The organism is Roseovarius sp. SK2 (assembly GCF_028807495.1).
GTDB lineage: Bacteria > Pseudomonadota > Alphaproteobacteria > Rhodobacterales > Rhodobacteraceae > Roseovarius > Roseovarius confluentis.
This window is the reverse complement of the sequence record NZ_JARAMK010000001.1, coordinates 710,063-731,698: the sequence shown is the minus strand read 5'-3', so window position 1 is coordinate 731,698 and position 21,636 is coordinate 710,063. Positions and strand designations below refer to the sequence as shown.

Below are 21,636 nucleotides of genomic sequence, written 5' to 3'. Positions count from 1 at the left end.
GCCATACAGTGGGATTTTTTATTGGATTAGGCGCCAAGGATCATTGCGGGCACTTCAATGCGCTACATGACATGGTGGAGGCGAAACACGGAGTTACGATTCCCCGAAAGCACAAACGTGCAGAAATTTTGCATCAGGCAGAAACCGTTTTCAAAGCTCCGCTTGGGCAAGAGGTAAAGTCGTTCCTGGGCTTCCTCGCAGATATCGCTGCCAGCGACGTTTTCGAGGCACTGGTCGCTGACAAAGGGAAAATGAAGCCAACCGAGCCCTGCCAGTATCACCTTGAGTTGAAGGATCTGAGCGATATCGACCCTTCGATCGAAGGGATCAGTTTCATGGAAACGCGTGATGCGCGATCATATTTTACAATACTGAAATCACATCAAGCTCATTCCCCCTGTCCAACAGCAAACTATTCGCTGCGAAGAAACAAGGCAAAGCGAGAGCTTACCCGTAGCCCATATGGTGATATCAGCCTCATTTCCTTCGCCTTGCGTTTCTTCGGGCAAAGATTGACGAAAGAAGGCCGTGCGCTGAGTTCGGTCTCATCAGATTCTGAGGCGTTTTTTGCGGAGGCATGCCGGTGTTTTGGCGCTCCCGCTGAATTAAGCGGAGGGGTGTATTTTTTCGAATCTGATAATGCCGAGATATTGGTAAGGCCAGTCGCCGATATTGGGATTGATCTGCATGTATTCGACTTGTGCAAGCCGTCGCCCGTTTCAGATGAGCTATTAAGGCTGTTGGATGGCGGGATGGCGACGTTCAGAGCCTGACCGACCACATCCAATGTCCGACTTGGGCTGATTGTGTTGAAAAAGTCGGTGTGCAGCAAAGAAGAAGCAAATCTGCAGAACATCCTCCCGCGAAAGCTACATCGCTCAAACACAGCTTGCCCAAGGGTGACATGCGGGAACGCTGTTCCAAAATTTTGAGGCGATTTTCCGGTTGCAGAGTTTTTCAACAGAATCGGCTCGATCCCGACCTTCGCCGTGCGCCCCTCGAACGCCCGCTTCGGTGTTGCGGGTGCTCACTGAAGTGCCTATGACCGGCTGCCGAACTTATTTGTAAAAAACAACACCCTGATTGTGCGACACGGGATTCTTACGCAAAACTCACTTATTCCGACCGACAAGGTACAGTACGATCAACCCCAGATGCGCCATACCTATCAATGTAAGCCAGATATCCGCGCCGATCTGATTCAGATATCCAAAGCGCATCGACCAACTCCTTTCGCAACCGGCGCTCGATCATCAGCAGCAGGCGGAAACCCCGACGTCGCAGCCCTGCACCCTCTGATTACCGGTGTTCAGTTCCTTACTTCCAGCCTGATGACAATATTCCCGTCATCCCGAGCAACCCCAAGTTGAGCCGATATCGCCGGAATACACACTGGTTCGTCAACTGACAGCGTGACGGTGTCAGGCCAAACCGATAGTACGGAAACAGACTCGATACGGCGGTCTTCATTCACCGAGAACAGGAGCCCGTCTCCCTCCCGGACTGGCAGCAGGTATGCATGCTCAAGATCCTGCGCGGCCTTTCTGTAGCCCCTCGGAAGTTCGGCTGCATACGATCCGGCGGCGCAGAGAGCGTGCCCCTCGGGAAGCAGGTCGCCAACCGGAATCTTGGCACGTTCTCGACCTGCAAGGTGTCTTTCGAGCACAGTTCTGTCGAGCCAGGCGAACTCGTCCGCAAAAGCTCCTCCGCAGTAGACAAGAATCGCCATGGCCAATCCTGCGGGTAGAAATCTCATCGTGTAACCCCTGCGGATGAAGGCGTCCGTGGGCCATAAGGCTAACATCATGACAACGCCTATCAAAGTGTTCGACCAACCTCTTTGTTCCCACGCCCTTGAAATCCAATTTTTCTTCAAAGTAAGGTCGGGAAGAATTGCGCGAGTTATTGATATCCAGTGGAGGATGAGGATGCGCTTCGGACTTTCGGTGGTCCTTTTATCCCTTTTTCTCTCTTCCACATCACTGATGGCGGCGGAGGTCGTTCTAACCGTGGCTGAAGCGAGCCTGCCGGAAGCAACCGACGAGTCGCAGCCAGCCGTCGTATATGTCAGGTTCGATCCTGAGAGTACGCAGGCCCTTGCAGAGTTCTCCGCCGCCCATATCGGGGAGATGGCCGAGATCTATGTCGAGGATCAGCTTGTTTTTGCGGCACGTATACGCGAGGTGATCACCAACGGGAGCCTGGCGCTTTTTGTCGGTGAGGAGAGCGAACGTATCACCACCGCTGAAGGTTTGCTTAAACAGTTCGAAGCCGGCGTTCCCATAAAGGTGGTCGCGCTGTCCGCGGTGGAGTAGGCGATGAGGGACTTCCTGGCATTTGCGGTCATGGTTTTCCTGACGCATTCCGTTGCGGCACAGCCAGCCGAGGATTTCGCCTCGATGCCGACGACCGAACTGATCGAGACTGCGCCGACGGCACACCCCTCAACGCTCTACAGGCTGTCCGCCCAACTTCTGGAAGACGGTAATGGGCTGGAGGCCGCGAAGTGGATGTATGCTGGCCAGTTGCGGTACCGCTTCCTGATCGAATCCCTCGGCGACGCGGCGGCAGAGGAGCGCGTCCTCTTTTCGGCCTTGAACGAGTCGGTCGGCCGTCCGGTCAATGAATACATCGCAGGCGATCCGGACGAATGGATCGCGGCCATGCAGTGGGCATTGCGTTGGGATACCACACATGACAATCCCCTGACATCGAAAACCGAGTTCGCCTCTGAACTCGCCAGTGTTCGATCTGGCCTGGCCGCCCTGATCGACCAGGTCGATGCAAATCGCGAACGCATCCGTAGCGGACGCAGTGCAGCAGGGTTGCCGAACAGATAGATTTGTACTCTCGTGAGTCACGGGCAGATCAACGGCGCGTCGAAATCCCCCTGCGGCCAGAGCGTCAGACGTAGTCCTTCTGGGTTGGCACAGGTGAGAACCGGGTAATTCCCCACGTCAATAAGGAACCGGCACCAGATGGGAGCCCCCTCGATTTGACCTGCAAGCACAAAGGCTTCGCCTGTCCGTGCGTAGTCGAGCCGATCGTCGCCCAGCACGCAGCCGCGGATATCAAGCCCATGCCCGCTGAGTTCCAGTCGCATCGGCTCGCCATGAAACCCGGAGTTACTACCCCGCCCGACCACTTCGTAAAGCCCGGAAAAGAAACCGGGCTCCGGCTCATTCTCGAAGCCCGGCACCGGTTCCGCCGCTGCCACACCCGCTGTCAGGATTAACGTCATCACCATCCTCATCGCCACCACCATATGCCGCCAGAATCCGAAGTTTAAGACCTGATGAAAGCCCCCTGATTTCACGACAACGACGATCATCAGCGCGCACACGAGCCTCGGCAGGCTTACCCCACCAGAGTACCATAGATGGTCAAAAGAGGACCAAACCCTGAACAAAGTTAACTTGTAAATGCGGACCCTTCAGGGCAGGTCAGCTTTCAGGATCGTCCGCTCCGTTGACGTATTGCTTGGGACCTGGCCCTTTCCGGTTCAGAATGGCCCCGTCGTCTTTTTCTCCGTCGCTGTCGTGCCGTAGGTCCACAGGAAGATCCCGATGCTCTCCCGCGCGTGCTGGATTTGGTCGTCGGGTCCAGGCAGGGCGTCGTCTCCCAGCAGCATGGCGGCGTTCGTCGGGGCTCCCTGCGCTTCGATGACCTTGGTTCGGGGGAACAATCGGAAGTATGGGCTCAATCCCGACCTCTACCGCATAGTGGCATCAGCGGCCTGAGTGCCAGCTGAGGGCGTCACTCCCGGCCCATAGCAGCCGTTTGTTAGCGTTGCGCCAAATGGCCGCTCTCTGCCGTTAGCTGGCGTTTCCATTCACGCAAGCAAGCTGAAATCTCCATGCCTGTGTGTGTGAAACTTCAGGCTATGAGCACAAGTAAGCCGCTGTTTCGCTCTCACTATGTTGACATGTCATGCGATCAACAGACATCATTTCCAAGATGACAGTCTGCTCATACCGCATGGCCTTTTTTGCCGCATACGTGATGATTGCCTTTGTTGTGTTCTCCGCAGCAATGGCTATGCCCGCGTCTGCGCACGGTAAAGAGAGTCATCTGCCCGAAGTGGTCGCACAAGAGCAGTCCCCGGCTGGCGAGGCTCTGGCCGACGATACTTGTTGTCACACGGCCGGCACCTGCATTGTTCAATTTTTGCAGGCCAGTTTGGATACGACCCCGATCGAGGTCCAGTTGACTACGATCGGACGCGGGTTCGCGACTGTGCGGTATGCATCGATCTATTCGGCGACTGACCCGCCCCCGCCACGAGCCTGACCGATGGAAACCGACCCCTCGGGGTAAACTCTATCGGTACAAGGAAATCAGGAATGACATTCAAACAATTGGTACTTGGCGGGGCCGCCATCGCGAGCCTTTCCGCCGCAGCGTTCGCGCATTCGGGCGCCACCGGCGTGGTCAAGGAGCGGATGGACGCGATGAAATCCATGGGGGACGCGATCAAGCGCATCAAGCCGATGATGTCCGGCGAGGCCAGTTACGACGAAGCCGCCGTGCGAGAGGCCGCGCAGGCCATCGTCGCCGAGGCGGGCGAGGCCATGACCGGCAAGTTCCCAGAGGGCTCGAATGAGCACCCGTCCGAAACTCTACCGCGCACCTGGGAGGAATGGGACCGCTTCACCACCCTCGCAACCCAGCTGGAAACGGCGGCGCAAGGGCTTGCCCTTGCCGCGGGCAACGGCCTGCATGGCGACGGCCACATGATGGGCGGCCAGTCCGGGATGATGGGCGGCAACATGATGGGGGATGGCTCCGGCATGATGGGAGGTGGCATGATGATGGGCGACGGCGCCATGCCCGAAGGGATCAGCGCCGAGCATATCGGTCAGATGCCCGCCGACGGGGCCTTCATGATGGTCACGCAGACCTGTTCGGCCTGTCATGATCGCTATCGGCAGGACGACGACTGACCATGCGCCGCAGTTTTCGTGTTCTTTTCGGCCTCGCCGCGCTGGTGGGGCTGGGCGGTGCGTCGCTGGCCGTCTGGCCGATCGGTCAAGCGCCCGACCTGACCGAGCGCGAAGGTGACGCCCAAAGGGGCGCCTACCTCGCCCGGGCCGGGGGCTGCATTGCCTGCCATTCCGATGCCGGCTCGGCCCGTCCGGCCCTGACCGGCGGGGCGCCCATCGAAACCGGATTTGGCCGGTTCGTGCCGCCCAATATCACGCCCCATAAAACGGCTGGTATCGGTGCATGGACGATCGACGATTTCGCCCGCGCCGTGCGGCAGGGCGTGGCCCCGGACGGAAATCCCTACTACCCGGCCTTTCCCTATGCGTTCTACGGTGACCTGAGCGACCAGGACATCGCCGATCTCTGGGCGGCGTTCCAGGGGGTGGGGCCTCAGGAGGTGACGGCGGGCGGGAACGAGATCGCCTTTCCGTTCAACCTGCGTTTCGGGCTGAAGCTGTGGCGGGCGGCCTATGCCAAGGGGCCGGCGACAGCGGCGGATCCCGACAGGTCCGACGCCTGGAACCGGGGACGGTGGCTGGTCAACGGTCTGGCCCATTGCGGCGCGTGCCATACCGACCGCAACCTTCTGGGCGGGCGGCGAACGCAGCAACACCTTGCCGGGAGCGACGACCTGCCGGACGGAGGCAAGGCCCCGCCGATCCGACCCGGTGACCTGCGCGAGTCAGGCTGGACCGTGCCCTCGCTGGCCTTCGGGCTGAAGTCGGGCGTAATGCCGGATGGCGACACCTTCGGCACCGGCATGGGCGAGGTCGTGCGCGACGGAACCGCCTGGCTGTCTCAAGCCGACCGCGAAGCGATGGCCGCGTACCTGCTGGACGAAGACCCACCCACGAATAACTGACACGGCCCAGAACAGGGCAGACTCCGGAAAGGAAGACCATGAACAGAATCCTTATCATCGGCGCGGTGGCGGCGCTTGTCGGCGCCGCTGCGGTCTATTTCACGGGCACCGGCGGAGGCGAGACCACCTCCGGCACCGGGGTCGTCCCGGTGCAGGGCGCGGCCATGGTGGAGGTCGCTCTCCCCCCGACACTGTCGCAGACCGCGCAAATCGGGCAAAAGGCCTTCAACGCTGCATGTGCGGAGTGCCACGGCACGAATGCAGCCGGCAGGATGGGCAACGGACCGCCGTTGATTCACAAGGTCTATGAGCCTTCGCATCACAGCGACATGGCGTTTCACCTGGCGGTGCAGAACGGGGTGCGCGCGCATCACTGGAAGTTCGGCAACATGCCGGCGCAGGAGGGCCTGACCCGCGGCGACTTGGACGCGATCGTCGCCTATGTCCGCGAGGTCCAGCAGGCCAACGGAAGCAACTGACGTCGTTACGATGAAATATCAGGCCTGCCGCAGGTGTTGCCGGCAGGCCGTGCCTGGCTCCAATTACCAAGTGTTGGTCAGAGCCTTACCCGGCGCAACCGAAGCGCATTGCCGATCACCGAGACCGACGACAAGGACATCGCCGCCGCCGCGATCATCGGCGAGAGCAGGAGGCCGAAGACCGGGTAGAGGATACCCGCCGCGACGGGCACGCCGGCCGCGTTGTAAACGAAGGCGAAGAACAGGTTCTGCTTGATGTTGCGAAGCGTGGCACGGGCCAGCTTGCGCGCGCGGACGATCCCCGTCAGATCCCCCGACAACAGCGTGATGCCGGCGCTTTCCACGGCCACGTCGGCGCCTGTACCCATCGCGATGCCCACATCCGCCGCCGCCAGAGCGGGTGCATCGTTCACGCCGTCACCGGCCATTGCCACAAGTGCGCCCGCGGCGTGAAGCTCGTCCACCAGCGCTTTCTTGTCCTCCGGCAGGACGCCGGCGCGTACATCGTCGATACCCAGCTTGGCAGCCACCGCCTCGGCGGTGCGCTGGTTGTCGCCTGTCGCCATGATGACCCGAAGACCTTGAGCATGCAGGTCGCGGATTGCGGCTTCGGTTGTGTCCTTGATCGGGTCGGCCACGGCGACGACTCCTGCCAGGGTACCGCCGATGGCGATGAACATCGCGGTCTTGCCCTCGGCGCGGAGTGTGTCTGCCGCTTCTTCGGCGCCGCTTGTATCCACACCAAGGCTTTCCATCATCGCCGGATTGCCGAGAGCCACCTCACTTTCATCGACCCGGCCCCTGACGCCCTTGCCGGTTATGGCCTCGAAATCGCTGGCACGCGCGGGTTTCAGCCCACGGTCTCGCGCGCCGGCCACGATGGCCTCGGCCAAAGGGTGCTCGGAGCCCATCTCCAGCGCGGCGGCGACGGCCAGCACGTCGTCCTCGTTGCGATCCGACAGGGTGACGACATCTGTCAGGCGCGGTCGCCCCTCGGTCAGGGTGCCGGTCTTGTCGACGATGAGCGTATCGACCTTGGACATGCGCTCGAGCGCCTGCGCATCCTTGATCAGTACGCCGGCCTGTGCCCCGCGTCCGGCAGCGGTGGTGATCGAGATCGGGGTGGCGAGACCCAGCGCGCAGGGACAGGCGATGATCAGCACCGAAACCGCCGAGACGATGGCGAAGGCCAGCGCCGGGTCCGGCCCGACCGCCAGCCAGGTGCCGAAGGCGATCACGGCGACGGCCACGACCGTCGGCACGAAGATCTCCGACACCTTGTCGGCAAGGCCCTGGATCGGCGCCTTGGAGCGCCGTGCGCCCGCGACCATGTCGACGATCTGCGCCAGCACGGTATCGGCGCCCACCTGCGTGGCCCGGATCGCGAGAGTTCCGTTCTTGTTGATCGTGCCACCGGTGACGTGGTCGCCGTCGGTCTTTTCCACCGGCACCGGCTCGCCCGTGATCATGCTTTCATCGATCGAGGAGTGCCCCTCGATCACCTCGGCATCGACCGGCACGCTGTCACCGGGACGCACGCGAAGCATGTCGCCCTCGACCACGTTTTCCAATGGCGCATCGTATTCCGAGCCGTCCGGCAGGATGCGCCGCGCCGTCTTGGGCGCGAGGTCCATCAATGCGCGGATCGCGTCGCCCGTGCGCTCGCGGGCGCGGAGTTCCAGAACCTGCCCCACGAAGATCAGCGTGACGATGACCACCGCCGCCTCGTAGTACGTACCGACCCCGTCGCCCATGCGGTATTCCTGTGGAAAGATCTCCGGCGCGAAGGTGGCGAAGAGCGAATATAGATAGGCCGCGCCCACGCCGAGCGAAATCAGCGTCCACATGTTGGGCGAGACGTTGCGGATCGAGTCGACCCCGCGCTTGAAGAACGGCAGCGCCGCCCAGAAGACGATCGGCGTGGCCAGCGCGAACTCGATATAGACAGACAGCTGATGTCCCAGCCAGTCGCGCAGGTTGAGGCCGACCATTTCACCCATCGTCAGCACCATGAGAGGCACCGCAGCCGCTGCACTGACCCAGAGGCGGCGGGTAAAGTCGGTCAGTTCCTCGCTGGGCTCGTCGCTGGGCACCATCGGCTCGAGCGCCATGCCGCAGATCGGGCAGGCGCCGGGTTCGTCGCGGACGATCTCGGGATGCATCGGGCAGGTCCATTGCGTGCCTTGCGCCACGTTGCCCTTGGCCTCTTCGGCGTTGCCGGACGCATAGAAATAAGGATCGTTTCGAAACTTCTCCTGGCAGCCGTCGGAGCAGAAGTGGAAGCTTTGCCCATCATAGGTTTCGGTGCGGGTCTTGTCGGTGACCTGAACGGTCATCCCGCAGACCGGATCTGTTGCGGTATCGGCCCCGGCGGGAACCTCAGTGCCTTGATCGTGGCCGTGGTGTTGATGGGAGTGATCGTGGTGTGCATGCCCGGTCATGGCTGTCTCCTTGTCCGTGGCACCTTATGTAAGGGTTCCAGTCACTGGAGGGTCAAGATCGGACGGAAAAAAATGCCAAAGAACGGCCGAGAACCCTACGATCACGAAAAATTGGGGCAGTCGCTTTTGTGGAATTGACGGTTTGGCTGGACAGTCGTGGAAAGCCCGGTATCTTCGCTGCCCACGAGACAGTTGCGGGCCGTTCTTGCCAAATGCCTGATGGTCGTGCTCATGGCGATGTTCGTCATGGGCTCGTTTGGCATGGGCGCCGCCAGTGCTGCGAAGGTGGATGAGCCCGCGCACCTGATGGATCACGCAGGCCAGTCCAGCAGCGACTGTCCGACGATGAACGAGACGGATGCGCCGATGCAGAAGGGCCATGCCGCCTGCACGATGACCGTCTGCTGTTTCTCCGAAGGGCCCGATTTCCGCGCGATCCGGCCGGAGGCGCAGATCCTGCCCGCCAGCTACCTGCTGTCGATCGAGGACCGGCTGACTCAGGCGGAACCCGAGCGCGCCAAGAAACCCCCAAAACACGCCTGATCCCTTGATCGGAATGGTCCGGGCGCCTTGCGGCGACCGGGCAGCTTTGTTGCCGCGGCGTGTCCGCGGGAAGCCAAGAAACAGGTATGTGATATGCGTGGACGATATTTCGCGCTGGCGATCATGGCGCTGGCCGCTGGAGGCGCCGGTGGTGTGCTGTATGAACGCGAGCGGATGGCCCAAACGATGGATGCGGGCGATGACGGCGACAAGATCCTCTACTGGGTCGCGCCGATGGACCCGAATTTCCGCAAGGACGGCCCGGGGAAGTCTCCGATGGGCATGGACCTCGTGCCGGTCTACGAAGGACAGGAGCCGTCGGGCGACCCCGAGGAGGTGACACTGTCGGCGGCCGAGGTGAACACGATCGGTGTGCGCACCGCCGTGGCACGGGTCGAGGACATCGCGCACCGGATCGAGACGGTGGGCTTTGTCGATTACGACGAACACGCGACCAGTCACATCCATACGCGCGTAGAAGGATGGATCGAGCAGCTGGAGTTGCGCGCCGTTGGTGACGAGGTCTCCAAGGGCGACCTGCTGTTCGAGCTCTACGCTCCCGAGATCACCATCGCCAGTTCCGAGCTTCTGCGCGCCACGCGGTCGGGCAATGCCGACGAGATCGCAATCGCCCGGACCAAGCTGATGAATTTCGGCGTCAGCGCCCGCCAGATCGACGAGATGGCGCAAGCGGAACGGCCGGCGCAGCGCGTCCGGTTCTATGCGCCGCAGGATGGCGTGGTCTTCGCGCTCGACGCCGCCGATGGCATGTACCTGCGGCCCGACACGCGGGCGATGTCTCTGGCCGATACATCTTCCGTTTGGTTGCTGGTGGACGTGTTCGAGCGGGACATGACGCTGTTGTCGGACGACATGCGCGCCGAAGCGAGGTTCGATCACCTGCCGGGCCAGGTCTTTACCGGCGAGATCGACTATATCTTCCCCGAGCTGGACGCCGAGACCCGCACGCTGCGAGTCCGGCTGCGGTTCGACAATGATGAGGGCCTGCTGCGGCCCAACATGTTTGCCAAGGTGGCGCTTGTGCCGAACGAGGCGCGGCAGGCGCTGACCGTGCCGTCCGAGGCGGTGATCCGCACCGGCCGCGCCGAGCGTGTCATCCTGCGGCTGGCGGACGGCAGTTTCCGCCCCCGGCTGATCACCACCGGCCTGCGTGGCGGATTTGCCGAGGGACGGCGCACCGAGATCGTGCAGGGTCTGGCCCCGGGGGACGAGGTCGTGGCCTCGGCCCAGTTCCTGATCGACAGCGAAAGTGCCCTGAACGCCGGGATGATGCGCTTTGCTCCCACGGATGCGGAACCGGCCATCGGCAAGGGCGTCCTGGTGTCGCTGGACCCTGAAACGCGCCGCGCCCGTATCGCGCACGCACCGATCGAGGCCTTGGGCTGGCCCGCGATGGAGACCGACTTTGCCCTGCGCTCGGATGTCTACCTTGAGGACCTGACCGAGGGGCAAGACGTGGAATTCGAGGCGGTGCGCGGGGCCGACGGGCTGATCGCGCTGACGCGCCTGGGGCGGGACGACGGCGTGGATGCCACCGGCGAGGGCGTGGTTCATGCCGTCACGCCCGAGGGCAAGCTGACCGTCAGCCACGATCCGATCCCGGCGCTTGGCTGGCCCGCGATGAAGATGGACCTCGACGTGCAGGGCGTCGATACCGCCGCGATCCCGCTGGGCGAGCCGGTGTCTTTCGACCTGTCCGCAGGAGAGGACGGCATGGCCGTCATCGTGGCCGTTAGGGCCGGGGGCGCGGAGGCCGAGGCAGCGCCCGAGATGGCGGAGGCCGAACCGCAAGAGGAAGCCGCGCCGCCGATTACCGTCGAGGGTCGTATCGAGGCGGTCGATGCCGAAACTGGCATGGCCACAATCGCGCACGGCCCCATTGCCGAGATCGGGATGCCGGGAATGACGATGGACTTTGCCCTGACCGACGCGCTCGACCCGGGGGAGGTGCCCCTGGAGCAGGATGTGACGCTGACCTTCCTGCGGCCCGATGGGATTACGATGGTGTTGGACGCGGTAGAGGCCAAGCCCGAACCGATGACCGTCACCGGCACGATCAATAGCGTCGACGCCGAGACGGGCCTGGCCAATATCACCCACGGCCCGATCGCCGATATCGGTATGCCGGGAATGACGATGGATTTCGCCCTCGCGGGGGATGTCGATCCGGCAGGCTTGCCTGTCGGGCAGGAAACCGGGCTTTTGCTGATGCAGGGGCCTGACATGACCCTGTCTCTCGCCGGAACAGTGGAGCTGGGCCAATGATCCCCGCCATCATCCGCTGGTCCGTCGCCAACCGCTTCATCGTGATCGTGCTGGCGCTGTTCCTCGGGGCCGCCGGAGTCTGGGCGCTGCGCAGCACTCCGGTGGATGCGATCCCCGATCTGTCGGACGTTCAGGTCATCATCAAGACACCCTATGCCGGTCAGGCCCCGCAGGTGGTCGAGGACCAGGTCACCTATCCGATCACCACGGCCATGCTGTCCGTGCCGGGGGCGGTGGACGTGCGCGGTTTTTCATTTTTCGGCGACAGCTATGTCTATGTCGTCTTCGAGGACGGCACCGATCTTTACTGGGCCCGGTCACGGGTGCTGGAGTATCTCGCGCAGGTGCAGTCACGCCTGCCTGCTGGCGTGAACCCGGAGCTTGGCCCGGATGCCACCGGGGTCGGCTGGATCTATCAGTACGTGCTGGTCGACCGCACCGGAGGGCATGACCTGTCGCAGCTGCGTACGCTGCAGGACTGGTTCCTGAAATTCGAATTGCAGACAATCGAGGGGGTGTCCGAGGTCGCCACAATCGGCGGCATGGTCAAGCAATACCAAGTGGTCGTCGACCCCGACAAGCTGCGCGCCTTCGACATTCCGCTCGCAACCCTACGCGCCGCCATCGGCGAGGCCAACCGAGAAAGCGGTGGCAGCGTGATCGAAATGGCCGAGGCCGAATACATGGTCCGCGCAACCGGCTATGTCGATAGTATCGAGGACCTGTCCGAGATCCCCCTGATGGTCAACGACCGGGGCGCGGCCGTCACCCTGGGGGACGTGGCCGAGATCCGGCTGGGCCCGCAGATGCGGCGCGGCGTGGGCGAGTTCAACGGCGAGGGCGACGCGGTGGGTGCGGTGATCGTCATGCGGTGGGGCGAGAACGCACTGGCCACGATCAATGCCGTCGAAGACAAGATCGACGAGCTGCGCGGCTCGCTGCCCGAGGGGGTGGAGATCGTGACCACCTACGACCGCTCGGGCGTGATCGAACGGGCCATCGACAACCTGCAAAAGAAGCTGACCGAGGAGTTCATCGTCGTCATCCTTGTCTGCGGTGCCTTCCTTTTGCACCTGCGCTCATCGCTGGTGATCGTGCTCTTTTTGCCGCTGGGCGTGCTGGCGGCCTTTGCCGTGATGCGCCTGCAGGGGGTCAATGCCAACATCATGTCACTGGGCGGGATCGCCATCGCCATTGGCGCGATGGTGGATGCCGCCGTGGTGATGATCGAGGCGATGCACCGAAAGATGGAGGGCAAGCGCTTGTCCTCCGAGAAACGATGGCAGGCCGCGCGCGAGGCGGCCGCCGAGGTGGGCCCGGCGCTGTTCTATTCGCTGGCGATCATCACCATCAGCTTCCTGCCCGTCTTCGTGCTGGAATCTCAGGAAGGGCGGCTCTTCAAGCCTTTGGCCTTCACCAAAACCTACGCAATGGCCGGCGCCGCGATCCTGTCGATCACGCTGGTGCCGGTTCTGATGGGCTATTTCATAAGGGGCAAGATCGTGGCCGAGCGGCGCAACCCGCTGAACGTGGCCTGCCAGTGGATCTATCGACCGTTCCTCGATGCCGCCGTCGCCTGGCCCTGGGCGACGGTCCTGCTGGCCGCCGCACTGGTGGCCTCGATGGCGCACCCCCTACAACGGCTGGGCACCGAGTTCATGCCGGAGCTGAACGAGGGAGATTTCCTTTATATGCCGTCGCTTTATCCGGGCGTTTCCATCGGCAAGGCGCGGGAGGTGCTGCAACAGACCAACCGGATGATCGCGCAGGTGCCAGAGGTGGAAACCGTGCATGGCAAGCTGGGCCGGGCCGACACGGCGACCGACCCCGCGCCGCTGACCATGATCGAAACGACGATCCAACTGAAGCCGCGGGAAGAGTGGCGCCCGGGTGTCGGCATGGACGACATCCGCAACGAACTGGACGCCCGCGTGCAGGTGCCCGGCGTCACCAATGTCTGGATCCAGCCGATCAAGAACCGGATCGATATGCTGGCCACCGGGGTCAAGACGCCCGTGGGGGTCAAAGTCTCGGGCGCCGATCTGAACGTGATAGAAGAGATCGCCGTTGCGGTCGAACAGGCCGTGGCCGACATCCCCGGCACCGCCTCGGCCTATGCCGAGCGCCCCGTGGGCGGGCGGTTCATCGAGATCGACATCGACCGCGCCGCGGCGGCCCGCTACGCCCTGTCGATCGAGGACGTGCAGGAGGTGGTGCAGACGGCCATCGGCGGGCAGACCATCGCGGAATCCGTCGAGGGGCTGGAACGCTTCCCGATCAATCTGCGCTATCCGCGTGACTGGCGGGACAGCCCTGACAGGCTGGACGATCTGCCCGTCGTCACGCCTTCGGGCGCGCATATCCCGCTGGGCGCCGTGGCCGAGGTCAAGCTGGTCGACGGCCCCGGCATGATCCGGTCCGAAAACGCCCGGCGCACTGGCTTCGTCTTCATCGACATTGCCGGGCGCGACCTTGGCAGCTACGTGGCCGAGGCGCAGCAGGTCGTGGCGGACACTGTCGAGCTGCCGCCGGGCTATTCCATCGCCTGGTCGGGCCAGTACGAGTATATCGAGCGCGTGCAGGAGCGGCTGGGCCTGGTGGCCCCGGCGACACTTATGATCATCACGCTGATGCTGTTTCTGGCGTTCAACCGGGTGACGGAAGTGGCGATCATCCTGCTGGCTCTGCCCGTGGCGCTGGCCGGGGGCGTGTGGCTGGTTTTCACACTCGGTTACGCTGTGTCGGTCGCCGTGCTGGTGGGCTTCATCGCGCTCGCCGGCGTGGCGGTGGAGACGGCCATTGTCATGCTGCTCTACCTGAACTTGGCTTGGGACCGGCGCGTTCTGGCCGCCAAGGAACAGGATCGCGAGGTCAACCGCGACGACATCGAGACGGCGGTGTTCGAAGGCGCACTTCTGCGCTTGCGGCCCAAGCTGATGACCGTGGCCACGATCTTCGCGGGTCTCATCCCGATCATGTATGGCGACGGCACTGGGTCCGAGGTGATGCAGCGCATCGCGGCGCCGATGATCGGTGGTATGGCCACCGCGACGATCCTGACGCTCTTCGTGATCCCATCGATCTTCGTCATCTGGAAACGTTTCACCCTGGGACGGGTCAATCGGCAGATGCTGCAGCCCGTCCGTCCCTTCCACTCCCCCCAGCCCGGTGAATGACCGGGCACCACATGCGCAAAAGGAGAACCAACATGCGTCAATTCCTGCTTTCCCTCGCCTTCGCCGCAGCCGCCCCGGCACTTGCCCTGGCCAGCGACGACTCGCATTCCGGTCACGACATATCCTCGCACGAGGGCATGAGCACCGAGTCGCACGACGATATGCATGACGAGTCCCACGCAGGCATGGCGGGCGTCCATGCCGAGGCGACGGTCAACAGCATCGGTGACGGCACCGCGAACATCACCCACGGGCCGATCGCCGAAATCGGCTGGCCCGCCATGACAATGGATTTGCCCGTGCTGGACGACGCTGAGATTGGCGACGTGGAAGACGGCGACGAGGTCATGATGATGCTCGAAAAGGGCGAGGACGGCATGTACGCCATTCGCGCGCTCATGCCGAAAGAGTAAGCCGACCCAGTTGCGAAGAGCGTGCCCTGATCCCGTCGAGTTGGGGCGCGCTTGATTATCCGAGGTCTTGTAAACGCTGCGAAGCCGCCATTGGAACAAATCGCAGCGAACGTCAGGAATCCGCCCAAACTCGCGATTTTAGACTGCCGAACTTTTTGGCCAGACTTTCATATTTCCCACTGGACTTAGCCTGGCAACAGAGCGGTACTGTCTTCACCGACGCGCTCAAGTCGCCCGCGTCATGATCTTCGCCCGGACCTCTGGGCTCTGCCCGGTAGCAGGAGCAACACGCTCCTGGAACCGAGCAAAAGGAGACAATCATGACCGCACAGCAATCCCAAAAGCCGAAAAAGACAGTGGCAGGCAAAGTCCGAACGACGAAGAAGGCGCAACTGATCCGGATGCTGCAGAGCAAGACCGGGTCCGACATTACGGCGCTCAGCAAGAAGCTGGGCTGGCAGAGCCATACGACGCGCGCCGCGCTCACCGGCCTGCGCAAGGCCGGCTTCGAGATCGCGGCGACAAAGTTGGAGGACGGCAAGCCGACGCGCTATCGCATCACGGCGGAGCCTGAAGCCAAACGACAGACCTCCGGTTCTGCGGAGGTCGCCCATGCCGGGTAAGCCACACCCGGAAAGAAACCGCGCCAAGGCGCTTTGGGAGGAGATCTTCGGATTTCCTCCTCCACCGTACCTCTCGATGGCCTTCATGGAGAAGGCGCTGGCCCACGAGGCGCAATGCCGTCGCCACGGAGGATTGTCTCCGGCGACGCGCAAGACCCTGACACGTGTTGCCGGCGGGCAGCCGGTCGCGGAGGCCTCGCGCGGCAGTCTCAAGCCCGGAGCCCATCTCGTCCGGGAGTGGAATGGCCGCACCTACCAGGTCGAGGTGACGGACACAGGCTATCACCTTGAAGGTCGAAGCTGGAGATCGCTCTCGGCCATTGCACGGCATATCACCGGAACCAACTGGTCCGGACCGCGCTTCTTCGGTCTCGATCGCGGGGCAGGGGGCGGCGCATGAAGAAGATCCGCTGCGCCGTCTACACCCGCAAGAGTTCCGAGGACGGGCTGGAGCAGGAGTTCAACTCGCTCCATGCCCAGCGGGACGCGTGCAGCGCCTACATCGCCAGCCAGAAGCACGAGGGCTGGGTGATGCTGCCCGACGCCTTCGACGACGGTGGCCTCTCCGGTGGCTCTCTCGAGCGGCCTGCGCTGCAGCGCCTGATGGAGCATGTGCGCGAGGGCAGGGTGGATCAGATCGTCGTCTACAAGATCGACCGGCTGACCCGGTCGTTGGCGGACTTCGCGAAGATCGTCGATGTGCTGGATGAGGCCGGTGCCTCCTTCGTCTCGGTCACGCAGTCGTTCAACACCGCCACCAGCATGGGGCGGCTGACGCTGAACATGCTCCTGTCCTTCGCCCAGTTCGAGCGTGAGGTGACGGCGGAGCGGATCCGGGACAAGATCGCGGCCTCGAAGCGGAAAGGCCTCTGGATGGGCGGGCAGGTCCCAATGGGCTACGACCCCGATGGCCGAACGCTGAAGATCAACCAGGCCGAAGCCGCTACGATCAGAACGCTCTACGATCTCTACGAGCGGCTAGGCACGGTCCGCGCTGTCAAGGAAGAGGCGAACCGGCTGGGTCTCAGAAGCCGACGCCGGAAGACCACATCTGGTCAGGTGACGGGCGGCACTCCCTTCGACCGCGGTCATATCCATCACATCCTGACCAACCCGATCTATGCCGGGCGGATCCGGCACCGCGACAAGGTCTTCGACGGCGCCCATCCTGCCATCATCGAACCAGACAGCTGGGACAAGGTGCAGGCGCAGCTTCAGGCAGGCGCCGCCCGCAGTCGCCGATCTTCAACGGCTAGGCGCAAGAGCCTGCTTTGCGGCAAGCTCTTCGACGAGACCGGGGACCGACTCACGCCGTCGCATTCGAAGACAAGGAAGGGCGTGCGCCTGCGTTATTACATCTCTCATCGGCTGGTCGCGCAGGCGGGAGAGGCTCACTCTGATACCTGGCGTCTCCCTGCCGAGGAGTTTGAGACCAAGGTCGGCAAGCTCGTCCAGATGATGCTTGCCAAGCATGGCTTCGCGGCGAAGCTCGTACGGGGCGCGTCCGCCGATGCCATCGGTCGGCATGCCGCAACGCTGGCCGCTCATGCTGCCGATGCAGATCCAACGATGCTTCTCGGCCTGGTGGATCGGATCGACATCATGCCCGGACAGCTTGACCTGCGGCTTGACGCCGGGACCCTGGCCGAGCTGCTCGGCATCGATCCGGACGATCTCGATCAAACCCGTCTCGACCGATCCTTTCCGTTCCAGCTGCGCAAGCGCGGGGTGGAAACGAAGATCATCCTCAACGATGCCCCGTCAGGGACAGATGACACTCTGATCCGCAACATCGCGAAGGCGCATGCCTGGTTCGAGAGGATCAAGGAGGGCGAGACGGTCTCGGAGATCGCCGCCAAAGAAGCCACTTCAAAGCGCCGCATTCAGCAACTGGTCGGCCTCGCCTTCCTCGCGCCCGACATCGTTCGCGATACACTTGAAGGTCGGCAACCCATCGGTTTCACATCCGAGTGGTGCCTGCGGCATGACCTGCCATCCGACTGGTCCGAGCAGCGCCAGCTTCTGGCGACTCTCTGATCCCTCTCTTCTCAACCTCGTATGGCGAAATTGGCGACCTGAGACTTTGTCGTATTTGCTGGCCATTTGCGGGCCACATTCCGGTCTCGGGGAACGCGCCCCTCTGGCAAGGCTTTGAAACCACGGCAGAATGCCGAGTCTACCTTGCATGGTCTGAATTGCAGAAAGTGCGTGGCTGGGGTGGTAGGATTCGAACCTACGATACACGGTACCAAAAACCGATGCCTTACCGCTTGGCTACACCCCAACAGTGCCGCGCTAATTACTCTGCTCTTTGACGCGGTTCAAGGCCCGAGATGAAATTATTTGACCGATCGGCTGTGAATGCCCGACGGCGCGGAATCATTCGAGAATCTCGTCTGGTTCCACGCCCCACAATGCCGACTTCTGCGCCCAGCCACGATAGCCTCCTGCCATCAGACGGCACCACTCGAGCGCGCATTCGTCGATCCGTGCGACGACGCCCATCTCAAGTTGCGCCACGACCATGGAATTCGGATAGGGCTTGGAAAAGAGGTTCACCATATCGTCCTCGACGATCACGGTGCGGGTCCCCGACAGAAGCGAGTAGTGCACCCAGCCGCCTTGGCCGTCGCGGTCGCGCACCCGGCGCCAGTGGCCATGCTCTGCGGTAATTTCCAGCGGTAGGTCGCGGCGCTTGAAAACCCAGTCGATACGGTGCGTCAGGCTGGGACCACGGCGCACGTTGCCTTCGGCGGCCTTCATCGAGACAAAACGCGGAAGGGGCAGGTTTGTGACAGGCCCGCGTTCCTCTTCCTGGGCAAGGGCGGGCAGGCCCAGCGCCGCGATCAAGGCGGCGCCTATGCAGGCGGAAATCCGTTTCATTATACTTACTGCTCACTCATCTGACCCGGGGTTCTTGTGCCCCGAGGCGTCCTGCGTCACTGTACAGAAGAAAGCGCAGTATGGAAGACGGGGGAGACGCTTCATGGCATCTGGACGACTGAGTGTTGTCGTAACGCGACGCCTGCCGGAGATCGTCGAACGACGCATGCAGGAATTGTTCGACGTCACGTTGCGCGAGGACGACACGCCGATGAGCCGCGAGGCCTTGGTCGAAGCGCTCAAGACCGCCGATGTCCTGGTGCCGACGCTGAGCGACCATATTGATGGCGGCCTGATCGGGCAGGCGGGTGAACGGCTGAAACTGATCGCGAACTACGGTGCCGGTGTCGACCATATCGACGTGCATACTGCCCGCCAGCGCGGCATTCTGGTGTCGAACACGCCCGGTGTGCTGACCGACGACACGGCCGATATGACCATGGCGCTGATCCTGAGCGTGACCCGGCGAATCCCCGAGGGGCTCTCGATGATGCAGAGAGAGGACTGGCCCGGCTGGTCGCCCACGGCGATGCTGGGCGGACGCATCGCCGGGCGGCGCCTAGGTATCCTGGGTATGGGCCGTATCGGGCAGGCGGTGGCGCGACGGGCCGCAGCGTTTGGAATGCAGGTGCATTATCACAACCGGCACAGGTTGCGGGCCGAGATCGAGGACGAACTTGGCGCGACCTATTGGGAAAGCCTTGATCAGATGGTGGCGCGGATGGACGTGCTGAGCGTCAACTGCCCGCACACGCCGTCGACCTTTCACCTTATGAATGCGCGGCGGCTGAAATTGATGAAACCCGACGCTGTGCTGGTGAACACCAGCCGGGGCGAAGTCGTGGACGAGAACGCCTTGACGCGGATGCTGCGAGCCGGAGAAATCGCCGGTGCCGGTTTGGACGTGTACGAGAATGCGAGCGCTATTAACCCGCGTCTGCGCGATCTCAAGAATGTTGTTCTGCTGCCTCATATGGGATCCGCCACGGTCGAAGGGCGGCTTGAAATGGGCGAAAAGGTGCTCCTGAATATCAAGACCTTCGATGATGGACACCGTCCGCCGGACCAGGTCGTGCCCTCGATGCTGTAACCGCCAGCTTGGGCGGAAAACGCCGGAGAATTGGAATGCGTCTCTTTCTTGCCAGCTTGGCTTTGTGCCTTGTCCCGTTCCTGGCCGGGATGGCGGAGGCCCAGCAGGCCGCCGACGCGGTCCAGCCCGAAGGCGCGGGCGCCGGCGCGGTTAACACATCCGAGGCGGTGGCTGCGGCGCTGGAGGCGAAAGCTGCGGGGCGTCCGGTCGAGGCGCGGGATTGGATGGTGGCGGCGGCCAATCCGCTGGCGGTCGAAGCCGGCGCGCGAGTCCTGCGCGAGGGCGGCACGGCGGCGGATGCGCTGGTGGCGGTCCAACTGGTGCTGGGGCTGGTGGAGCCGCAAAGCTCGGGCCTGGGCGGTGGGGCGTTCCTCGTATGGTATGATGCGCAAAGCGGGGAATTGACCACATTGGATGGGCGAGAGACTGCGCCTATGGCCGCCACCCCCACGCTGTTCCAGGACGCGGCGGGCCAGCCCTTGGCGTTTTACGACGCGGTCGTGGGCGGTCGGTCGGTGGGTGTGCCCGGCACGCCCGCGCTGTTGGCGGAGGCGCATGCCAAGTGGGGACGCGCCACGTGGGACAGCCTGTTTACAGAGGCCATCGCGCTGGCGGAGGACGGGTTTGAGGTGTCGCCGCGCCTGGCCGCGATGGTGGCACAGGACGCGATCCGGCTTTTCGGCACCCGGGCCACGAGAGACTACTTCTTCCCTGGCGGCGAGCGTTTGCTGGCCGGTGCGATCCTGAAGAACCCGGACTATGCCGAGACGCTGCGCCTTTTTTCCGCAGAAGGTCCCACGCCCTTTTATACGGGCGACATCGCGGCTGACATCGTCGCGGCGGTCAAGGGGGCTGATGGCAATCCGGGGGTGATGGATGAGGTCGACCTTGCGATCTACAGCGTGGAGCAGCGCGAGGCGGTCTGCGCGCCCTACAGGGGGGTTGATGTCTGCGGGATGGGCCCGCCTTCTTCCGGCGGCCTGACCGTGGGGCAGATCCTTGGACTGCTCGCGCCGTTCGACATGGGCGCAATGCGACCCGATAGCATAGAGGCGTGGCGGTTGATCGGAGATGCAAGCCGGTTGGCCTTTGCGGACCGGGGCCGATACATGGCGGACAGCGATTATGTGCCGGTGCCCGTCAAGGGGCTGCTGGATCAAGACTATCTGCACAAACGTTCCCGGCTTCTGGAAGGAGACGCGGCGTTGCAGGAAGTTGCCGCCGGAGAACCTGAATTCGACCATGCGCTTGATCTTGCGGACGATGTGTCGATCGAGTTTCCCTCGACGTCGCATATCTCGATTGTCGACCGCTTCGGGAATGTCGCTTCGATGACCACGACGATCGAGAACGCTTTCGGGTCCCGGCTGATGGTGCGGGGGTTCATGCTGAACAACGAACTGACCGATTTCTCGTTCGTCAGCCATGAGAACGGGCGGCCCGTGGCAAACGGCGTGGCGCCGGGCAAGCGGCCCCGGTCGTCGATGGCGCCGACGATCGTAATGCAGGACGGAGCGCCTGTACTGGCCGTCGGAAGCCCTGGGGGCAGTCGTATCATCGGGTATGTCGCCAAGACGATCGTCGCTTACCTGGACTGGGGCATGGATGTGCAGAGCGCGGTTGCGCTGCCGCACCTGGTCAACAGGTTCGGCACCTACGATGTGGAGGCCGGGACCGAGGCGCTGGACCTGCTGCCGGGCCTGACGGCGCTGGGGTTCGATGTGGCGCCGCAGGTCCTTGTTTCGGGCCTGCACGCGATTTCCATCGGTGAGACGTTGCAGGGTGGCGCCGACCCGCGACGCGAGGGGATCGCTCTGGGCGAGTAGGGTCTGCGCCGGGAAATCGCCCCGCAGC

General features: G+C 63.0%; 21 protein-coding genes and 1 tRNA gene. 16 read left to right on the top strand and 6 right to left on the bottom strand.

Features of this window, described 5'->3' with window-relative positions; genetic code table 11:
* The first annotated feature begins 8 nt into the window (after nucleotides 1–8).
* A complete protein-coding gene (locus PVV74_RS03700; RefSeq protein WP_274592264.1) occupies nucleotides 9–773 on the top strand; it encodes a hypothetical protein in 765 nt (254 codons plus the stop codon).
* Nucleotides 774–1,309: 536 nt separating this feature from the next.
* On the opposite strand, the gene PVV74_RS03695 is transcribed toward PVV74_RS03700, so the two are convergent.
* Nucleotides 1,310–1,729 carry a hypothetical protein gene (locus tag PVV74_RS03695; RefSeq protein WP_274592263.1) on the bottom strand — a complete coding sequence of 140 codons (420 nt, stop codon included), beginning with the start codon at nucleotides 1,727–1,729 and terminating at the stop codon, nucleotides 1,310–1,312.
* A gap of 76 nt (nucleotides 1,730–1,805) precedes the next feature.
* Here PVV74_RS03695 and PVV74_RS03690 point away from each other — a divergent pair, with 76 nt between their 5' ends.
* Nucleotides 1,806–2,315, top strand: a complete 510-nt coding sequence (locus PVV74_RS03690) for a hypothetical protein (protein ID WP_274592262.1) — start codon at nucleotides 1,806–1,808, stop codon at nucleotides 2,313–2,315.
* Between the two features lie 3 nt (nucleotides 2,316–2,318).
* Nucleotides 2,319–2,840, top strand: a complete 522-nt coding sequence (locus tag PVV74_RS03685; RefSeq protein WP_274592261.1) for a hypothetical protein — start codon at nucleotides 2,319–2,321, stop codon at nucleotides 2,838–2,840.
* A 17-nt stretch (nucleotides 2,841–2,857) separates the two neighbouring features.
* Here PVV74_RS03685 and PVV74_RS03680 read toward each other — a convergent pair whose 3' ends face one another.
* The gene (locus PVV74_RS03680) at nucleotides 2,858–3,331 is read right to left on the bottom strand and encodes a hypothetical protein (RefSeq protein WP_274592260.1); all 474 of its coding nucleotides are present in this window, start codon (nucleotides 3,329–3,331) and stop codon (nucleotides 2,858–2,860) included.
* A 171-nt stretch (nucleotides 3,332–3,502) separates the two neighbouring features.
* Nucleotides 3,503–3,631 (bottom strand): hypothetical protein, encoded by a 129-nt coding sequence (locus PVV74_RS03675; RefSeq protein ID WP_274592259.1) that lies wholly within the window; start codon nucleotides 3,629–3,631, stop codon nucleotides 3,503–3,505.
* 299 nt (nucleotides 3,632–3,930) lie between these two features.
* Between PVV74_RS03675 and PVV74_RS03670 the strand changes: the two genes are divergently transcribed.
* The 4 genes from PVV74_RS03670 to PVV74_RS03655 are packed head-to-tail and all read left to right on the top strand — an operon-like array spanning nucleotide 3,931 to nucleotide 6,327.
* Entirely contained in the window at nucleotides 3,931–4,290 is a 360-nt protein-coding gene (locus PVV74_RS03670; protein ID WP_274592258.1) for a hypothetical protein, read from the top strand.
* Nucleotides 4,291–4,343: 53 nt separating this feature from the next.
* The gene (locus PVV74_RS03665) at nucleotides 4,344–4,943 is read left to right on the top strand and encodes a c-type cytochrome (RefSeq protein ID WP_274592257.1); all 600 of its coding nucleotides are present in this window, start codon (nucleotides 4,344–4,346) and stop codon (nucleotides 4,941–4,943) included.
* A gap of 2 nt (nucleotides 4,944–4,945) precedes the next feature.
* On the top strand, nucleotides 4,946–5,848 hold the full coding sequence (locus tag PVV74_RS03660) for a c-type cytochrome (RefSeq protein ID WP_274592256.1): 903 nt from the start codon (nucleotides 4,946–4,948) through the stop codon (nucleotides 5,846–5,848).
* A 38-nt stretch (nucleotides 5,849–5,886) separates the two neighbouring features.
* Nucleotides 5,887–6,327, top strand: coding sequence for a c-type cytochrome (locus tag PVV74_RS03655; protein WP_274592255.1), 441 nt, complete (start codon nucleotides 5,887–5,889; stop codon nucleotides 6,325–6,327).
* A 77-nt stretch (nucleotides 6,328–6,404) separates the two neighbouring features.
* On the opposite strand, the gene PVV74_RS03650 is transcribed toward PVV74_RS03655, so the two are convergent.
* Nucleotides 6,405–8,768 (bottom strand): heavy metal translocating P-type ATPase, encoded by a 2,364-nt coding sequence (locus tag PVV74_RS03650; RefSeq protein ID WP_274592254.1) that lies wholly within the window; start codon nucleotides 8,766–8,768, stop codon nucleotides 6,405–6,407.
* A gap of 231 nt (nucleotides 8,769–8,999) precedes the next feature.
* Between PVV74_RS03650 and PVV74_RS03645 the strand changes: the two genes are divergently transcribed.
* From PVV74_RS03645 to PVV74_RS03615, 7 genes are all read left to right on the top strand, one after another.
* Entirely contained in the window at nucleotides 9,000–9,311 is a 312-nt protein-coding gene (locus PVV74_RS03645) for a hypothetical protein (protein WP_274592253.1), read from the top strand.
* Between the two features lie 93 nt (nucleotides 9,312–9,404).
* A complete protein-coding gene (locus PVV74_RS03640) occupies nucleotides 9,405–11,597 on the top strand; it encodes an efflux RND transporter periplasmic adaptor subunit (protein WP_274592252.1) in 2,193 nt (730 codons plus the stop codon).
* Entirely contained in the window at nucleotides 11,594–14,773 is a 3,180-nt protein-coding gene (locus PVV74_RS03635; RefSeq protein WP_274592251.1) for an efflux RND transporter permease subunit, read from the top strand. Before PVV74_RS03640 ends, PVV74_RS03635 begins: the two co-directional genes overlap by 4 nt.
* A gap of 32 nt (nucleotides 14,774–14,805) precedes the next feature.
* Complete coding sequence (locus PVV74_RS03630) at nucleotides 14,806–15,186, top strand: copper-binding protein (protein WP_274592250.1); 381 nt, start codon at nucleotides 14,806–14,808, stop codon at nucleotides 15,184–15,186.
* Between the two features lie 320 nt (nucleotides 15,187–15,506).
* The gene (locus tag PVV74_RS03625; RefSeq protein ID WP_274592249.1) at nucleotides 15,507–15,809 is read left to right on the top strand and encodes a DUF3489 domain-containing protein; all 303 of its coding nucleotides are present in this window, start codon (nucleotides 15,507–15,509) and stop codon (nucleotides 15,807–15,809) included.
* A complete protein-coding gene (locus tag PVV74_RS03620) occupies nucleotides 15,799–16,209 on the top strand; it encodes a DUF2924 domain-containing protein (protein WP_274592248.1) in 411 nt (136 codons plus the stop codon). The genes PVV74_RS03625 and PVV74_RS03620 overlap by 11 nt, the downstream gene beginning before the upstream one ends.
* On the top strand, nucleotides 16,206–17,846 hold the full coding sequence (locus tag PVV74_RS03615; RefSeq protein WP_274592247.1) for a recombinase family protein: 1,641 nt from the start codon (nucleotides 16,206–16,208) through the stop codon (nucleotides 17,844–17,846). The genes PVV74_RS03620 and PVV74_RS03615 overlap by 4 nt, the downstream gene beginning before the upstream one ends.
* A 172-nt stretch (nucleotides 17,847–18,018) precedes the next feature.
* Here PVV74_RS03615 and PVV74_RS03610 read toward each other — a convergent pair.
* Together PVV74_RS03610 and PVV74_RS03605 are read right to left on the bottom strand one after the other, a co-directional pair.
* A tRNA-Gln gene (locus PVV74_RS03610) sits at nucleotides 18,019–18,093 on the bottom strand.
* 95 nt (nucleotides 18,094–18,188) lie between these two features.
* Complete coding sequence (locus PVV74_RS03605) at nucleotides 18,189–18,692, bottom strand: SH3 domain-containing protein (RefSeq protein ID WP_103761792.1); 504 nt, start codon at nucleotides 18,690–18,692, stop codon at nucleotides 18,189–18,191.
* A 103-nt stretch (nucleotides 18,693–18,795) separates the two neighbouring features.
* On the opposite strand from PVV74_RS03605, the gene PVV74_RS03600 reads away from it, so the two are divergent.
* On the top strand, nucleotides 18,796–19,782 hold the full coding sequence (locus PVV74_RS03600) for a 2-hydroxyacid dehydrogenase (protein WP_103761791.1): 987 nt from the start codon (nucleotides 18,796–18,798) through the stop codon (nucleotides 19,780–19,782).
* A 35-nt stretch (nucleotides 19,783–19,817) separates the two neighbouring features.
* Nucleotides 19,818–21,608, top strand: coding sequence for a gamma-glutamyltransferase (ggt, locus tag PVV74_RS03595; RefSeq protein WP_274592246.1), 1,791 nt, complete (start codon nucleotides 19,818–19,820; stop codon nucleotides 21,606–21,608).
* Nucleotides 21,609–21,636 lie beyond the last annotated feature (28 nt).

Bases quoted from the DNA above. Each gene is read 5' to 3' on its own strand.
- PVV74_RS03695 (WP_274592263.1), bottom strand. From the start codon at position 1,729: ATGGCGATTCTTGTCTACTGCGGAGGAGCTTTTGCGGACGAGTTCGCC.
- PVV74_RS03690 (WP_274592262.1), top strand. From the start codon at position 1,806: ATGACAACGCCTATCAAAGTGTTCGACCAACCTCTTTGTTCCCACGCC.
- PVV74_RS03685 (WP_274592261.1), top strand. From the start codon at position 2,319: ATGAGGGACTTCCTGGCATTTGCGGTCATGGTTTTCCTGACGCATTCC.
- PVV74_RS03680 (WP_274592260.1), bottom strand. From the start codon at position 3,331: ATGATCGTCGTTGTCGTGAAATCAGGGGGCTTTCATCAGGTCTTAAAC.
- PVV74_RS03675 (WP_274592259.1), bottom strand. From the start codon at position 3,631: ATGCTGCTGGGAGACGACGCCCTGCCTGGACCCGACGACCAAATCCAG.
- PVV74_RS03670 (WP_274592258.1), top strand. From the start codon at position 3,931: ATGCGATCAACAGACATCATTTCCAAGATGACAGTCTGCTCATACCGC.
- PVV74_RS03665 (WP_274592257.1), top strand. From the start codon at position 4,344: ATGACATTCAAACAATTGGTACTTGGCGGGGCCGCCATCGCGAGCCTT.
- PVV74_RS03660 (WP_274592256.1), top strand. From the start codon at position 4,946: ATGCGCCGCAGTTTTCGTGTTCTTTTCGGCCTCGCCGCGCTGGTGGGG.
- PVV74_RS03655 (WP_274592255.1), top strand. From the start codon at position 5,887: ATGAACAGAATCCTTATCATCGGCGCGGTGGCGGCGCTTGTCGGCGCC.
- PVV74_RS03650 (WP_274592254.1), bottom strand. From the start codon at position 8,768: ATGACCGGGCATGCACACCACGATCACTCCCATCAACACCACGGCCAC.
- PVV74_RS03645 (WP_274592253.1), top strand. From the start codon at position 9,000: ATGGCGATGTTCGTCATGGGCTCGTTTGGCATGGGCGCCGCCAGTGCT.
- PVV74_RS03640 (WP_274592252.1), top strand. From the start codon at position 9,405: ATGCGTGGACGATATTTCGCGCTGGCGATCATGGCGCTGGCCGCTGGA.
- PVV74_RS03635 (WP_274592251.1), top strand. From the start codon at position 11,594: ATGATCCCCGCCATCATCCGCTGGTCCGTCGCCAACCGCTTCATCGTG.
- PVV74_RS03630 (WP_274592250.1), top strand. From the start codon at position 14,806: ATGCGTCAATTCCTGCTTTCCCTCGCCTTCGCCGCAGCCGCCCCGGCA.
- PVV74_RS03625 (WP_274592249.1), top strand. From the start codon at position 15,507: ATGACCGCACAGCAATCCCAAAAGCCGAAAAAGACAGTGGCAGGCAAA.
- PVV74_RS03620 (WP_274592248.1), top strand. From the start codon at position 15,799: ATGCCGGGTAAGCCACACCCGGAAAGAAACCGCGCCAAGGCGCTTTGG.
- PVV74_RS03615 (WP_274592247.1), top strand. From the start codon at position 16,206: ATGAAGAAGATCCGCTGCGCCGTCTACACCCGCAAGAGTTCCGAGGAC.
- PVV74_RS03605 (WP_103761792.1), bottom strand. From the start codon at position 18,692: ATGAAACGGATTTCCGCCTGCATAGGCGCCGCCTTGATCGCGGCGCTG.
- PVV74_RS03600 (WP_103761791.1), top strand. From the start codon at position 18,796: ATGGCATCTGGACGACTGAGTGTTGTCGTAACGCGACGCCTGCCGGAG.
- ggt (WP_274592246.1), top strand. From the start codon at position 19,818: ATGCGTCTCTTTCTTGCCAGCTTGGCTTTGTGCCTTGTCCCGTTCCTG.